Source organism: Pseudomonas sp. KBW05 (genome assembly GCF_003852405.1).
GTDB lineage: Bacteria > Pseudomonadota > Gammaproteobacteria > Pseudomonadales > Pseudomonadaceae > Aquipseudomonas.
The window spans coordinates 72,688-88,004 of sequence record NZ_QAJM01000010.1; the positions used below are offsets into that span (position 1 = coordinate 72,688).

Genomic DNA, 15,317 nt, shown 5'->3' on the forward strand with positions numbered 1-15,317 from the left:
GTGAAGGAATCCAACTTGAGCGAACTTCTCAACCGCCGCCTGGCTTTGCTCGGCAAGCGCGAACACCTCTCCCTGCTAGAGCAGTGCTTGCACGGCATCGAGCGCGAATGCCTGCGCGTCACCGGCGAAGGCCGCCTGGCACAAACGCCGCACCCCGAAGCCCTGGGCGCCGCGTTGACCCACGAACAGATCACTACCGACTACTCGGAATCGTTGCTGGAGTTCATCACTCCCGCCCTGCCCAACCCGGCCGATACCCTGAGCAGCCTGGACAAGATCCATCGCTTTGCCTACACCAAGCTCGGCAGCGAGTACCTGTGGAGCCCCTCGATGCCGTGCCCACTGCCGGCTGAGGAAGACATTCCGATTGCCTACTACGGCACGTCCAATATCGGGCAGCTCAAGTACGTGTACCGCAAGGGCCTGGCCCTGCGTTACGGCAAGACCATGCAGTGCATCGCCGGCATCCACTACAACTTTTCCCTGCCGGAACAGTTGTGGCCGTTGCTCAAGGAGACTGAAGGATTTGTCGGCACCGACCGCGATTATCAGTCCACGGCCTACATCGCACTGATCCGCAATTTCCGCCGCTACAGCTGGCTGCTGATGTACCTGTTCGGTGCTTCGCCGGCCCTGGACGCCGGTTTCCTGCGCGGGCGCTCGCACCAGCTCGAAGTGCTCGACGCCGACACCCTGTACCTGCCGTACGCCACCAGCCTGCGCATGAGCGACCTGGGTTACCAGAGCAACGCCCAGGCCGGCCTCACGCCGTGCTACAACGATTTGAACAGCTACACCGACAGCCTGCGCGAAGCGGTGGCAACGCCCTACGCACCGTACGTCGAAATCGGCACGCACAAGGACGGTGAGTGGGTGCAGCTCAACACCAACATCCTGCAGATCGAAAACGAGTACTACTCCAACATCCGCCCAAAACGTGTGACCTACACCGGCGAGCGGCCGATCCAGGCGCTGATGGCCCGTGGCATCCAGTACATCGAAGTGCGTTGCCTGGACATCAACCCGTTCCTGCCGATGGGCATCGACCTGCCGGAGTCGCGTTTCCTCGATGCGTTCCTGTTGTACTGCGCGCTGAACGACAGCCCGCTGTTCGCCAGCAACGAGTGCGGCAACGCCACCGCCAACTTCCTCAGCGTGGTCAAGGAAGGTCGCCGTCCGGGCCTGCAATTGCAGCGCGACGGCCAGCCTGTGGGCATGAAGGAATGGGCCACCGAGCTGCTGGAGAAGATCGCCCCGTTGGCCGCCCTGCTCGATGAGAGCCACGGCATCAACGAACACAGCCAAGCGCTGGACGCCCAGTTGGCGAAGGTTCAGGACCCGTCCCTGACCCCGTCGGCCCAGGTATTGGCGGCGATGGCCGAGCGTAAAGAGAGCTTTGCGCAGTTCTCCCTGCATCAGAGCCAGCTGCATGCCGAGCATTTCCGCAGCGAACCGCTGCCGGCTGCAGAGCAGGCGCACTTTGAAGAACTGGCGCGCAAGTCGCTGGCACAACAGGCAGAGCTGGAGCAGAACGAAGTGGGCGATTTTGATGTGTTCGTCGGTTCCTACCAAGCCAGCATTCTGGCGATCAGCAACTAAAGCCTGACTCCTGTGGGAGCTGGCTTGCCTGCGATGGCGGTGTATCAGTTGGCATCTGTGCTACTGACCTACCGCTATCGCAGGCAAGCCAGCTCCCACATTTGCCTGCGCCGGACTGAAGATCTGGCTCCACGCTTCTCCTCATAAGCTAATTCGAAAATGTTATTTATTTTCGAGTTCTTAGATCATTTAGTCTTCTCACACGCCGACCCTCGGCCGCCTGATTGAGGAGCTTCCCCTTGAAACTATTGACCCCTCTGCGCCTCTTGGCCGCATTGTCCCTGGCCGGTGCCAGCCTGTTTGCCCAGGCGGCGGATGTGACCATCGCTTACCAGACCACCGTGGACCCGGCCAAAGTCGCCCAGGCCGACGGCGCGTATGAAAAAGCCACCAACGCCAAGATCGACTGGCGCAAATTCGACAATGGCGCCGACATCATCGCCGCCATTGCTTCCGGCGACGTGCAGATCGGCTACCTCGGTTCGAGCCCGCTGACCGCTGCCATCACCCGCAAAGTGCCGGTGGAAACCTTCCTCGTCGCCACCCAGATCGGCGGCGCCGAAGCCCTGGTGGCGCGCAATGGTTCGGGGATCAACGGCCCGCAGGACCTGATCGGCAAGAAAATCGCCGTGCCCTTCGTGTCCACCGGCCACTACAGCCTGCTGGCCGCGCTGAAGCACTGGAACATCGACCCGTCGAAAGTGACCATCCTCAACCTCGCACCACCGGCGATCATCGCCGCCTGGAAGCGTGGTGATATCGACGCCACTTACGTGTGGGACCCAGCCCTGGGCGTAGCCAAGGAAAACGGCAAGGTGCTGATCACTTCCGGCGAACTGGCCAAGTTTGGCGCACCGACCTTCGATGCCTGGATCGTGCGTAAGGACTTCGCCGCCAAGCACCCGGAAATCGTCACGGCTTTCGCCAAAGTCACCTTGGATGCCTACGCCGCCTACCGCAAAGACCCACAAGCGTGGATTGCCGATAAAGGCAACGTCGACAAGCTGGTGAAACTCTCCGGCGCCAAGGCCAGCGACATCCCGCTGCTGCTGCAAGGCAACGTCTACCCGCTGGCCGCCGACCAGGTGACCCTGCTGGGCGCGCCGACCACCAAGGCCGTGACCGACACCGCCGCGTTCCTCAAGGAACAAGGCAAGGTTGACGCCGTACTGCCGGACTACGCCCCTTACGTCAGCGCCAAGTTCATTACCAACTGATCAGGAGTTCATCGCGATGGCCTTGCTACAACTGGAGCGCATCAGCGCACAGTACCCAGGCGCCACAGAACCGGTACTGTCTGACATCTCAATCGACCTGGGGCCCCAGCAATTGCTGGTGGCCCTCGGCCCGTCCGGCAGTGGCAAGACTTCGCTGTTGAACCTGATCGCCGGTTTTGTCGAACCCTCTTCCGGGCGCATCACCCTTGATGGCGTGCCGGTCAAAGGCCCCAGCGCCGAACGCGGCGTGGTGTTCCAGGACGACGCCCTGCTGCCCTGGCAGGACGTGCTGGCCAACGTCGGCTTCGGCCTGGAGCTGGCCGGCGTGCCCAAGGCGCAACGTGAAGTGCGCGCCCGGGAAATGCTCGCGCTGGTGGACCTGGCCGGTTTCGACAGCCGCCGTATCTGGCAACTCTCCGGTGGCCAGAAGCAACGCGTCGGCCTCGCCCGTGCGTTGGCCGCCGACCCACGCGTACTGCTGATGGACGAACCCTTCGGCGCCCTCGATGCGTTCACCCGCGAACAGATGCAGGAGTTGCTGCTGCAAGTCTGGCGGCGCACAGCCAAGCCGGTGTTCCTGATTACCCACGACATCGAAGAGGCGGTCTTCCTCGCCACAGACTTGATCCTCCTGGCGCCCAACCCCGGGCAGATCGTCGAACGCCTGAGCCTGGACTTCGGCCAGCGCTACGCTGCCGGTGAATCGGCGCGGGCGATCAAGTCCGACCCGCGCTTTATCGAAACCCGCGAACACGTGCTGGGCAAAGTGTTCTCCCAACGGCAGGTGTCCGCATGAGCAGCTATGAACTCGCCGCCAAGCCGGTGATGCAGACGGTGATCCCGGTGCGCCGCAGCTTGAGCACCCGCTGGATCAGCGTACTGACCCTTATCGCCCTGTTGGCAATCTGGTGGGCCGTGACTGCCACCGGCTTGATCGAACCGCTGTTCCTGCCGCCGCCGTCCGCCGTGCTGCAAAAGGGCTGGCTGCTGGCGACCACAGGTTATATGGATTCCACCTTGTGGCAGCATTTGGGCGCGAGCCTCAGCCGCATCGGCCTGGGCCTTGGCTTTGCGGTGCTGACCGCCGTGCCGGTGGGGATTGCCATCGGTTCCAACCGTATCGCCCGGGGCATTCTCGACCCGCTGATCGAGTTCTACCGGCCGATTCCACCGCTGGCCTACCTGCCGTTGATCGTGATCTGGTGCGGCATTGGCGAGCTGTCCAAGGTGCTGCTGATCTACCTGGCGATCTTTGCACCGATCGCCATCGCCACCGCGACCGGCGTGCGCACCGTTGACCCGGCCAAGTTGCGCGCGGCACAGTCGTTGGGGGCAACTCGCGTCCAGTTGATCCGCCACGTGATCCTGCCCAGCGCCCTGCCCGATATCCTCACCGGCGTGCGCATTGGTTTGGGGGTGGGTTGGTCGACGTTGGTCGCCGCCGAATTGATCGCGGCCACCAGCGGCCTGGGCTTTATGGTGCAGTCGGCGGCGCAGTTCCTCGTCACCGACGTGGTGGTGCTGGGGATCCTGGTGATCGCCCTGATCGCCTTCGCCATGGAAATGGGCTTGCGTGCCCTGCAGCGTAAATTGGTGCCATGGCATGGCCAGGCACATTGAGTGAGAACAGCATGAGCAGCCTGACCGTTACCCCCTTGAGCATCGCCCTCGGCGCCGAGATCCGTGGCGTCGATATCACCCAGCCGCTGAATATTGAACAGCGCGACGCCATCGAACAGGCGTTGCTCACCCACTCGGTGCTGTTCTTCCGCGGCCAGGTCATCACCCCGCAACAGCAGGCGCGGTTCGCGGCGAATTTCGGCGACCTGCATATTCACCCGATCTACCCCAACGTGCCGGAACAGCCCGAAGTGCTGATCCTCGACACCGCCGTCACCGACGTGCGTGACAACGCCGTATGGCACACCGACGTGACCTTCCTGCCCACCCCGGCGCTCGGCGCGGTGCTCAGCGCCAAGCTGCTGCCGGCGTTTGGCGGCGATACGTTGTGGGCCAGCGGGATTGCGGCGTATGAGGCGCTGTCGGCGCCGTTGCAGCGCTTGCTCGATGGGCTGACGGCTACACACGACTTCACCAAATCCTTCCCGCTGGAGCGCTTTGGCAACAGCGCCGAAGACCTGGCGCGCTGGGAAGAAACCCGCAAGAAGAATCCACCGTTGTCCCACCCGGTGGTGCGTACGCATCCTGTGAGCGGACGCAAGTCGCTGTTTGTCAGCGAAGGGTTCACCACCAGGATCAATGAACTTGAACCGGCAGAAAGCGAGGCGATTCTCAAGCTGCTGTTCGCCCACGCCACCCGGCCGGAATTCACCATCCGCTGGCGCTGGCAGGAAAACGACGTAGCGTTCTGGGACAACCGCGTGACCCAGCATTACGCCGTGGATGACTACCGACCGCAGCGGCGGGTGATGCACCGGGCGACGATCCTCGGCGACGTACCGTACTAAAGACTGGCGACGGTCAAAATGTGGGAGCTGGCTTGCCTGCGATGGCGGTGTATCAGCCAAAACTTCATCGACTGACACTCCGCCTTCGCGAGCAAGCCCGCTCCCACATTGAACGCGTTCTACCGTTTATTCAGCAGTGGATGGCTTTTCCCACAGGTTGATCCCGCCTTCCTGGGCAAACCGGTCGATCTCCGCCAGTTCTTCTGCGCTGAAATGCAAGTTCTTCAATGCGCCGACGTTCTCGATGATCTGCTCCGGCCGACTGGCACCGATCAGCGCGCTGGTCACCCGTGGGTCACGCAGGGTCCACGCCAAGGCCAATTGCGCCAGGCTCTGACCACGGCGCTGGGCGATTTCGTTCAGTGCCCGTACGTGGGCAATGTTGGCTTCGGACAAGTGCTTGGCCTGCAACGAACCACCACCCGGGCGATTCACCCGCGCATCCGCCGGTACGCCGTTGAGGTATTTGTCGGTCAACAAACCCTGGGCCAATGGCGTGAACGCAATCACCCCGGCGCCGAGTTCTTCGGTGGTGTCCAGCAGGTCTTTTTCCACCCAGCGGTTGAGCAGGTTGTAGGCCGGTTGATGGATCAGCAGCGGCACTTTCCACTCTTTGAGCAGGGCCGCGATTTCGCGGGTTTTCACCCCGGAGTAGGACGAAATACCGATGTACAACGCCTTGCCCTGTTGCACGGCGGTGGCGAGGGCGCTGGCGGTTTCTTCCAGCGGGGTGTCGGCGTCAAAACGGTGGGAGTAGAAGATGTCCACATAGTCGACGCCCAGGCGTTGCAGGCTCTGGTCCAGGCTCGCGAGGATGTATTTGCGCGAGCCGCCGCCCTGGCCGTAAGGGCCGGGCCACATGTCCCAACCGGCCTTGCTGGAGATGATCAGCTCATCGCGGTAATGCTTGAAATCTTCGCGCAGCAAACGGCCGAAATTGATCTCGGCGCTGCCATACGGCGGGCCGTAGTTGTTGGCCAGGTCGAAGTGGTTGATACCCAGGTCGAACGCGGTGCGCAGCAGGGCGCGCTGGGTGTCGATCGGGGTGCTGTCGCCAAAGTTGTGCCACAGCCCCAGGGACAGTGCAGGCAGCACCAATCCACTACGGCCTACGCGGCGATACGGGATAGATTCATAGCGGTTTTCGGCAGCAATGTACGTCATCGAATCCTCTCTGGGCTTAGGGCAAATAAGGCCTGGGAATAACCTTATTCCCAGGCCTTTTAACCAGCTGAATCGCTTAAGTTTGCCCTTCCGTTTTACAGCAATTTCCTACCAGAGTGGAACGACGTAGCTGACATAAAAGCGATTTTCATCCTGCACGGTGGCGCCGGTAATGTCCGGGCTGGCGTGGGCATTTTTCCAGGTCACACCGAGGCCTTTGAGGGTGCCGGTGGGCACTTGATACGCCACCGCCACGTTGCGTTCCCATTCGCTGGTGGTGCCTTGTGCGGTGCGGATGTCATCGCCGTGGGCATAGGCCGCCGAGAAGGTCAGACCCGGTACGCCGAGTTTGCCCAAGTCATATTTGTACTGCGCCAGCCAAGTGCGTTCGCCGGCGTGCTGGAATTTGTTCAACTGCATGTTAGTCAGTGCCGGCGTATCGGCGCCTGAGCCAGGACCCTGGCGGTTATCGCCGCTGTTCAGGCCGGAGTCGAGGTAGGGGAAGTCACTTTCGCCGCTGTTTTTCTGGATGCCCAGGCCGACGGTGTGGCCGTCCAGGCTGTAGCTCTCCAGCAAGCTGGCGGTGGTCTGGTTGATGCGCCCCTTGTTCACGCCGTCGCCGTAAAGGCCGCTGGCTGCGTAGTCTTTTTCACCGTCGGCGTTACCGCCCACACCCAGGCTGCGGAACACCCGCACGTCGGTATCGAGCGCGCCCACCGACAAGGCGTCATGGCGCTTGGCGCCCACGAAAAACTGCTGGTAGTAATCCTCAAGGTTCGAATACCACAGGCTCACCGTGGTGTTCTGGATGCCGGTGTAGTCGGCGCCGCCGAACAGGAAGCGATCACTCTCTTTGGTACCGCCCGCGGTGATCATGCCCTGGTCGCCGGTTTCGTTGCGGATCTTGGTCTTGAAGATATCGCCACCGGTGAAGGTGAAATCGCTGAGGTCCTTGGACACCAGTTGCACACCGGTATTGGTCTGCTGGTAGAGGCGGCCGTCGGTGTTGGCCAGCACCGGGTTGTTGCCGAACAGCGTGCCCACGCGCAGCTCGTCCTTGGCGAAGCGCATCTTGAACGTCGGGCTGAGCACGCCGAACTGGTCGGCGGATTTGCCGTTGTCCAGGGGGAACATGCTGCCGGGATAGCGGCTCTGGTGGTCCTTGTCGTTGAGGTCGCCACCGGAGTCCAGCTTCAACCCGTAGAACGCCTGCAAGTCGAGGCCAAAGCCCACCGGCCCTTCGGTGTAACCAGACTTGAAGTTGAACTCGAACCCCTGGCCCCAATCACGAATGCTGTGGGCCTTGGCGTTGCTGTTCACCACATCGCGCCCCTGCTGGTTGAGATAGCGATTGAGCAGGGTCACATCGGCGTGGCTGTCATCGATAAAATCGGCATGGGCGGACAGCATAAAGCTCGCCATGGCGGCACCCACCATAGGGCTTAATAACGTCTTCATTGGTACCGGTCTCCGTCACTGTTCTGAAATGAAAGCGTCAAACGCTTCACACAATTAGGCGGTGGACAGATGACAGTTACGCGTCAAAACGCGCGTTGAACGGATGAAATTAAATTCATGAAAGCCCCGTAGATCAGGGCCTTGCGCGGTTTTTTGTGGGAGCTGGCTTGTGTGGGAGCGGGCTTGCTCGCGAAGACGGTGTATCAGTCACACAGGCATCGACTGACACGACGCTTTCGCGAGCAAGCCCGCTCCCACAAAAAGCTAGCGAACCAAATGCAGGAACTGCAAGTGCCGCTCGTACTGATCAAGGATGTCGTTGATGATCTGCTCCTTGGTGTAGCCCACCAGATCGTAGTCCTGGCTGCCCTCGGCCAAGTGCACTTCCGCCCGGTAGTAGCGGCGGTTGTTGAGCTCCTTGGAACCCATGCCGCCACGGGCAAACGACGGCGTGAAGTAGCCGCGCATCTGCACCTGGTAGATGAACGGATGTTCCTCGCCATGGCCGATTTCCAGGCTGACACTGTCGTTTGACGGGTCGGGCTGAGTCGTCACATTCAGGCCCTTCTCGACAAACACCGCCGTCACTTCTTCGATCGCCGGGCGTACCGTCGATTCAAGGAAGCGATACACCTCATCCCGCGACGGGAAGTGCACGGCCTGGCTCAAGCGCTGGCGCCAACCGCCACGACCCCTGCGCGAAGCCGAGACCGGCGCCAGCGAATGCAGCTGCGCAATCTGCTTCTGGGATTCGAGATAGAACGCCTTGTGCAGCCCCCACATCATCAACAGCAGGATCAGCGAGAACGGCAACGAGGTCAGCACCACTGCGGACTTCAGCGAATCGATGCTGCCAGCAAACAGCAACGCGCTGGTGACCAGCCCGGTCATCACGCCCCAGAACACCCGCAGCCATTTCGGCCCGTCTTCATCGGCGTTGCCGCCTTTGGACGAGAGCGTGGACAGCACCACGGTGCCGGAGTCGGCCGAGGTGACGAAGAACACAAAGCTGATAAACACCGTGACCGCGATCACGGTCTTGCTCCACGGGTAGGTTTCCAGCAGCAGGTAGAGGCTCATCGACGGGTTGTCGATGGCCGACTGGCCGAGCGCGGCCATGCCGTGGTTGAGCACCTGGTCGATGGCGCTGTTGCCGAAAATCGACATCCACGCCAGGGTGAAACCCAGCGGGATCAGTAGCACGCCAAACACGAATTCACGGATGGTGCGGCCACGGGAAATGCGCGCGATAAACAGGCCCACGAACGGCGACCATGCAATCCACCAAGCCCAGTAGAACACCGTCCAACCGCCCAGCCAGTCGCTGGGTTTGTCGTAGGCGTACACGTCGAAACTCTTGGTCGGCAAGGCGCCCAGGTAGTCGCCGAGGTTCTGGATCAGGGTGTTGAGCAAATGCTGGGTGGGCCCGGCGAACAACACAAACAGCAGCAGCGCGCAGGCCAGCAGCATGTTGATGTCGGACATCACCCGCACGCCCTTATCGACGCCGGCCACCGCGACAATAATCGCCGCGCCCATCATCAAGGTGATCAGGCCGACCTGGATCCACTGCGTGTGGGCAATGCCAAACAAGTAGTCCAGGCCCGAGTTGAGGTGCAGCACCCCAAAGCCCATGTCGGCCCCCAGGCCAAACACCGTGGCGATGATGCCGAAGCCATCCACCGCGTAACCGATGGGGCCGTTGATGCGCTTGCCGATCAGCGGGTACAGCGCTGAACGCAACGCCAGCGGCAGGTTATGCCGGTAGGCGAAATACGCCAGGGCCATGCCGACAAACGCGAACACGCCCCAGCCGTGCAGGCCCCAATGCAGAAACAGGATCTGCATGGCCTGGCGCGCAGCGTCGGCGTTCATCGGCGCGCCTTGCGGCGGTTGCACCAGGTGCGTCAGCGGCTCGGACACGCAAAAGAAAAACAGCGTGATGCTGATCCCGGCGGCGAACAGCATGCCGGCCCAGGACAGATAACTGAACTCGGGCTCGTCGTGGTCGGCACCGAGTTTTATCTTGCCGTAGCCCGATAACGCGGTGACCACCACGAAGACCAGATACAGGGTCATCGCCAGCATGTAGTACCAGCCGACCGTATTGGCCGCCCAGTTTTGCGCGGCCAGCAGCCAGGCACCAGCCTGTTGTGGGATCGCGATGACAATCAGGCCGAACAGCAGAATGAACGTGGCGGCGAAGTAGAAGACCGGCGCATTCATGCGCACCAGGCCGCTGGGTGGGGTGGACGATGCACTCATGAACGATGCACCCCGAGGGTGAGGGATGTGGCTGTAAAAAACGGACTCAGCAAAGGTAAGCCTCCTATTGTGAGCGGGCAGCGAACCACCGGGTTTAACTTGAACGAGCATTCAAGTTAAACATGGATAGGCAGTTTTGGACTAATCCCAGGGCCGAGCGGTAGGCAATTCCTACACTAGCTCAAGGATGGGTATGACGGATGGGCATGGCAAATCGTTCAGCGACTTGGGGGTGAAATACACAAAACATGTGGGAGCTGGCTTGCCTGCTCCCACATTGAGTCTGTGTTCGACTTACTTTTGCGTACCATCATCATGTTGCAAATTGGCCTGGGTAATATTCGCCCCCGCCGGTACGCTGCGGGTCAGCCACACATTGCCACCGATGGTCGAGCCCTGGCCGATGGTGATGCGCCCCAGAATCGTCGCCCCGGCGTAGATCACCACGTCATCCTCGACAATCGGGTGGCGTGGGTGGCCTTTTTGCAACTGCCCGTCTTCATCGGCCGGGAAGCGTTTGGCACCCAGGGTCACAGCCTGGTAGATACGCACGCGTTCGCCGATGATCGCGGTTTCGCCGATCACCACGCCGGTCCCATGGTCGATAAAGAAACTCGGGCCGATCTGCGCGCCGGGGTGGATATCGATCCCCGTCGCCGAATGGGCGATCTCCGCACTGATGCGCGCCAACAGCGGCAACCCGGCGCGGTACAGGTGGTGCGCCAGGCGATGGTGAATCACCGCGAGGATGCCGGGGTAGCACAGCAGCACTTCGTCCACGCTGCGCGCGGCCGGGTCGCCGTGGTAGGCGGCCAGCACGTCGGTGTCCAGCAGGCTGCGCAGGGACGGCAAGGCCAGGGCAAAATCCTGGATCAGGCGGATGGCGTGGGCGTCAACAGCGCCGTCATCCTGGCCGCTCTGGCGGGCGGCGTAGCGCAGTTCCAGGCGGGCCTGGGCCAGCAGCGCATTGAGCGCCACGTCGAGGGTGTGGCCAACGTAGAAGTCTTCACTTTCCTCACGCAAATCCACCGGCCCCAGGCGCATGGGGAACAGCGCACCGCACAGCGACTCAAGGATCTGCGCCACCGCTTCGCGCGACGGCAACTCGCGCCCACCGTGCTCGCCGCTCAGGCGGCCATTGCGCGTTCGCCACTGGTCCCGGGCGCCGCGCAACTGGCTGACGATGGTCTGTAACTGCCAATGACTGGAACGCTCACTCACGGTATTCACTCCTGACGAAATGGCCATCACTTTACGGTATGCAGGCGGGCCGCCCTTAAGAACCAATGGTGTGATGCTAAGAACCATCAGGCATAAGCAGATTGGCGGTTGCCCGATGAAAAGTGCCTGCCTATAGTCGCCCCATCACTTAGCCACCGTGCGCAGCCATGATCAAACAACAGCTGGACCGCTTTAACCGCCTGGAACTGCTGGGCGGCGCCACTGCCCTGGAAAAACTTGAACGGCTGTCGGCCTGGTTGGGCCGGGACATCTACGTCAAGCGCGACGACACCACGCCCCTGGCGATGGGCGGCAACAAGCTGCGCAAGCTCGAATACCTCGCCGCCGATGCCGTCGCCCAAGGCGCCGACACCCTGGTGACCGCTGGCGCGATCCAGTCCAACCATGTGCGCCAAACTGCCGCGCTGGCCGCCAAGCTCGGCCTGGGCTGCGTCGCCCTGTTGGAAAACCCCACCGGCACCGAAGACCCCAACTACCTGGGCAACGGCAACCGCCTGTTGCTGGACTTGTTCGACGCCAAGGTCGAATTGGTCGAGAACCTCGACAACGCCGACGACCAACTCCACGCCCTCGCCGAGCGCCTGCGCAGCAACGGCAAGAAGCCGTACCTGGTGCCCATCGGCGGTTCCAACGCCCTCGGCGCCCTCGGTTACGTGCGCGCCGGCCTGGAGCTGGCCGCGCAGATCGAAGACAGCGGGATCGAGTTCGCCGCCGTGGTCCTGGCCTCCGGCAGCGCCGGCACCCACAGCGGCCTGGCGCTGGCGTTGAGCGAAGTGCTGCCAGATTTACCGGTGATTGGCGTCACCGTCTCGCGCACCGACGAAGCCCAGCGCCCGAAAGTCGAAGGCCTGGCCGAACGCACCGCCGAGTTGCTCGGCGTGACAATTCCCGAGGCGTTCAAGGTGATCCTCTGGGATGAATACTTCGGCCCACGCTATGGCGAGCCGAATGCCGGCACCCTGGCGGCGATCAAGCTGCTGGCCAGCCAGGAAGGCTTGCTGCTGGACCCGGTCTACACTGGCAAGGCCATGGCCGGTTTGCTGGACGGTATCGGCCGCCAGCGGTTTGAGGATGGCCCGATCATTTTCCTGCATACCGGTGGGGCGCCGGCGTTGTTTGCGTATGGCGCCGCCTTCAGCTGAAGGAACAGAGATCAAAAATGTGGGAGCGGGCTTGTGTGGGAGCGGGCTTGCTCGCGAAGACGGAGTGTCAGTCACCAGATGTATTGACTGATACACCGCATTCGCGAGCAAGCCCGCTCCCACACAAGCCAGCTCCCACATTAGACTGCTGCATATTTCCAAATGGAATATCAATTTAGATTTATATTATTTTCAAGTCTTAAAAACCCGCTCTATCATCGCGCCGTAGGCGAAGACGCGCTACGCGCTTTAAGGCAGGATACGACTACTGCGTCACCTGCTTCGCTCAACATAAAAACACAGGGGCTCTTCATGACTATTTCCGTATTCCGTCGCACGCTGCTGGTAGGCACTTTGGGCCTGGCACTCGGCGCTGGCCTGATCGGCCAAGCCGTTGCCGGCGACCAGTTGGACAACATCAAAAAAGCCGGCGAAATCAAGATCGGCCTGGAAGGCACCTACCCACCGTTCAGCTTTGTCGATGAAAGCGGCAAGCTCAGCGGCTTCGAAGTGGAACTGTCCGAAGCCCTGGCCAAGGAGCTGGGCGTGAAGGTCAAGCTGCAAGCCACGCCTTGGGACGGCATCCTCGCCGCCCTGGAATCCAAGCGCCTGGACGCTGTGGTCAACCAAGTGACCATCTCCGAAGAGCGCAAGAAGAAGTACGACTTCTCCAAGCCGTACACCGTCTCCGGCATTCAAGCGCTGACCCTGGCGAAAAACGTCGACACCATCAAGACCGCCGACGACCTGGCCGGCAAGAAAGTCGGCGTAGGCCTGGGCACCAACTACGAACAATGGCTCAAGGACAACCAGCCTAAAGCCATCATCAAGACCTACAACGATGACCCAACCAAGTTCCAGGACCTGCGCATCGGCCGTACCGACGCCATCCTGATCGACCGTCTGGCCGCCCTGGAATACGCCAAGAAAGCCACCGACACCGCCGCTGCCGGCGCTGCGTTCTCGCGCCAGGAAGCCGGTGTTGCCCTGCGCAAAGGCGAGCCTGAGCTGCTCGACGCGGTAAACAAGGCCCTCGACAAGCTGCGCGCCGATGGCACCTTGAAGAAGCTGTCCGAGAAGTACTTCGCCGCTGACGTCACTCAATAATGGAAGCAGGTTTCCAACTCGCGCTGGACTCCGCGCCCTTTCTGCTCAAGGGCGCGTATTACACGGTGATTCTCAGCCTCGGCGGGATGTTCTTCGGTTTGCTGCTGGGCTTCGGCCTGGCCTTGATGCGCTTGTCGCGCTTCAAGCTGTTGAGCTGGACCGCCCGAGTCTACGTGTCGTTCTTTCGCGGCACGCCCTTGCTGGTGCAGCTGTTCCTGATCTACTACGGCTTGCCGCAAGTGGGCATCGAGCTGGATCCGATCCCGGCAGCCATGATCGGCTTTTCGCTGAACATGGCCGCCTATGCCTGTGAAATCCTGCGCGCCGCTATCGCCTCCATCGAGCGCGGCCAGTGGGAAGCCGCGGCCAGTATCGGCATGACCCGCGCGCAAACCCTGCGCCGGGCCATCCTGCCGCAGGCCATGCGCACCGCATTGCCGCCACTGGGCAACAGCTTTATTTCGCTGGTCAAGGACACGGCGCTGGCCGCCACCATCCAGGTGCCCGAGCTGTTCCGCCAGGCGCAATTGGTCTCGGCACGCACCTTTGAAATCTTCACCATGTACCTGTCCGCCGCCCTGATCTACTGGATTCTGGCGAGCATCCTGGCGCATTTGCAAAATCGTCTGGAAGACCGGGTCAACCGGCATGACCTGGAGTCTTGATCGATGATCGTGGTTGAACAACTGACCAAACAATTCAAGGGCCAGGTGGTGCTCAACGGCATCGACCTGGAGGTCAAGGAAGGCGAAGTCATCGCCATCATCGGCCCCAGCGGCTCCGGCAAGACCACCTTTCTGCGCTGCCTGAATTTCCTCGAACAACCCACCAGCGGCCGGATCAAGGTGGGTGACATCGAGATCGACACCAGCAAGCCGATCAACCAGCAACAAGGCCTGGTACGGCGCTTGCGCCAGCACGTGGGTTTTGTGTTCCAGAACTTCAACCTGTTCCCCCACCGTACCGCGCTGGAAAACGTCATCGAAGGCCCGGTCGTGGTCAAGAAGATGCCCCGCGAAACGGCGACCGCCCTCGGGCGCAAGCTGCTGGAACGGGTCGGTTTGGCGGGCAAGGAAGACGCATACCCGCGACGCCTCTCGGGTGGCCAGCAACAGCGCGTGGCAATTGCCCGGGCGCTGGCCATGGAGCCGGAAGTGATCCTGTTCGACGAACCCACCTCGGCGCTCGACCCGGAACTGGTCGGCGAAGTGCTGGCGACCATTCGCAGCCTGGCCGAAGAAAACCGCACCATGGTCATCGTCACCCACGAGATGAGCTTTGCTCGCGACGTGGCCAACCGGGTGATCTTCTTCGACAAGGGGGTGATCGTCGAGCAGGGCGAAGCCAAGGCATTGTTCGCCAACCCCAAGGAAGAACGCACAAAGCAGTTCTTGAGCAAATTCCTCGCCCACTGAGTCGGTCGTGTGTGAAATTCGCTTGTGTCACAGGCCTGGCACAACTCCAAATGTGGGAGCGGGCTTGCTCGCGAATGCGGTAGGTCAGCTGCCACATGCGTCGGCTGACACACCGCCTTCGCGAGCAAGCCCGCTCCCACAAGGGATCTCCTCGCCTACAGCAAGTCTGCATTCCAAGCGGTAAAACACCCCGCCACACCTATCCGGAATTCCCCCGCCGCGTCAGCCCCTTCTGAATCT

General features: G+C 61.6%; 13 protein-coding genes. 9 read left to right on the top strand and 4 right to left on the bottom strand.

Annotation, left to right across the window (positions count from 1 at the left end):
* The first annotated feature begins 15 nt into the window (after positions 1-15).
* The 5 genes from gshA (at position 16) to tauD (ending at position 5,284) form a co-directional block, all read left to right on the top strand.
* Positions 16-1,599 (top strand): glutamate--cysteine ligase, encoded by a 1,584-nt coding sequence (gshA, locus tag DBR46_RS11080; RefSeq protein ID WP_124526213.1) that lies wholly within the window; start codon positions 16-18, stop codon positions 1,597-1,599.
* 239 nt (positions 1,600-1,838) lie between these two features.
* Positions 1,839-2,816 carry a taurine ABC transporter substrate-binding protein gene (gene tauA / locus DBR46_RS11085; protein WP_026136505.1) on the top strand — a complete coding sequence of 326 codons (978 nt, stop codon included), beginning with the start codon at positions 1,839-1,841 and terminating at the stop codon, positions 2,814-2,816.
* Between the two features lie 16 nt (positions 2,817-2,832).
* The gene (gene tauB / locus DBR46_RS11090) at positions 2,833-3,612 is read left to right on the top strand and encodes a taurine ABC transporter ATP-binding subunit (RefSeq protein WP_124526214.1); all 780 of its coding nucleotides are present in this window, start codon (positions 2,833-2,835) and stop codon (positions 3,610-3,612) included.
* Positions 3,609-4,436: a taurine ABC transporter permease TauC gene (gene tauC / locus DBR46_RS11095; RefSeq protein WP_124526215.1), complete on the top strand. Its 828-nt coding sequence runs from the start codon at positions 3,609-3,611 to the stop codon at positions 4,434-4,436. Before tauB ends, tauC begins: the two co-directional genes overlap by 4 nt.
* Before the next feature lie 11 nt (positions 4,437-4,447).
* Positions 4,448-5,284, top strand: a complete 837-nt coding sequence (tauD, locus tag DBR46_RS11100) for a taurine dioxygenase (protein ID WP_124526216.1) — start codon at positions 4,448-4,450, stop codon at positions 5,282-5,284.
* A gap of 126 nt (positions 5,285-5,410) precedes the next feature.
* On the opposite strand, the gene mgrA is transcribed toward tauD, so the two are convergent.
* The 4 genes from mgrA to epsC form a co-directional block, all read right to left on the bottom strand.
* Positions 5,411-6,448, bottom strand: a complete 1,038-nt coding sequence (mgrA, locus tag DBR46_RS11105) for an L-glyceraldehyde 3-phosphate reductase (protein WP_124526217.1) — start codon at positions 6,446-6,448, stop codon at positions 5,411-5,413.
* A gap of 108 nt (positions 6,449-6,556) precedes the next feature.
* Positions 6,557-7,885 (bottom strand): OprD family outer membrane porin, encoded by a 1,329-nt coding sequence (locus DBR46_RS11110; protein WP_124526309.1) that lies wholly within the window; start codon positions 7,883-7,885, stop codon positions 6,557-6,559.
* 285 nt (positions 7,886-8,170) lie between these two features.
* Positions 8,171-10,132 carry a choline transporter BetT gene (gene betT, locus DBR46_RS11115; protein WP_017734617.1) on the bottom strand — a complete coding sequence of 654 codons (1,962 nt, stop codon included), beginning with the start codon at positions 10,130-10,132 and terminating at the stop codon, positions 8,171-8,173.
* 333 nt (positions 10,133-10,465) lie between these two features.
* Positions 10,466-11,392 carry a serine O-acetyltransferase EpsC gene (gene epsC / locus DBR46_RS11120; protein ID WP_124526218.1) on the bottom strand — a complete coding sequence of 309 codons (927 nt, stop codon included), beginning with the start codon at positions 11,390-11,392 and terminating at the stop codon, positions 10,466-10,468.
* 167 nt (positions 11,393-11,559) lie between these two features.
* Between epsC and DBR46_RS11125 the strand changes: the two genes are divergently transcribed.
* The 4 genes from DBR46_RS11125 (at position 11,560) to tcyN (ending at position 15,077) form a co-directional block, all read left to right on the top strand.
* On the top strand, positions 11,560-12,555 hold the full coding sequence (locus DBR46_RS11125; protein WP_124526219.1) for a D-cysteine desulfhydrase: 996 nt from the start codon (positions 11,560-11,562) through the stop codon (positions 12,553-12,555).
* Positions 12,556-12,867: 312 nt separating this feature from the next.
* Entirely contained in the window at positions 12,868-13,662 is a 795-nt protein-coding gene (gene tcyJ, locus DBR46_RS11130) for a cystine ABC transporter substrate-binding protein (protein ID WP_017734621.1), read from the top strand.
* Complete coding sequence (tcyL, locus tag DBR46_RS11135) at positions 13,662-14,327, top strand: cystine ABC transporter permease (protein WP_003187646.1); 666 nt, start codon at positions 13,662-13,664, stop codon at positions 14,325-14,327. The genes tcyJ and tcyL overlap by 1 nt, the downstream gene beginning before the upstream one ends.
* Before the next feature lie 3 nt (positions 14,328-14,330).
* Positions 14,331-15,077, top strand: coding sequence for an L-cystine ABC transporter ATP-binding protein TcyN (gene tcyN / locus DBR46_RS11140; RefSeq protein WP_124526220.1), 747 nt, complete (start codon positions 14,331-14,333; stop codon positions 15,075-15,077).
* Positions 15,078-15,317: the final 240 nt, after the last annotated feature.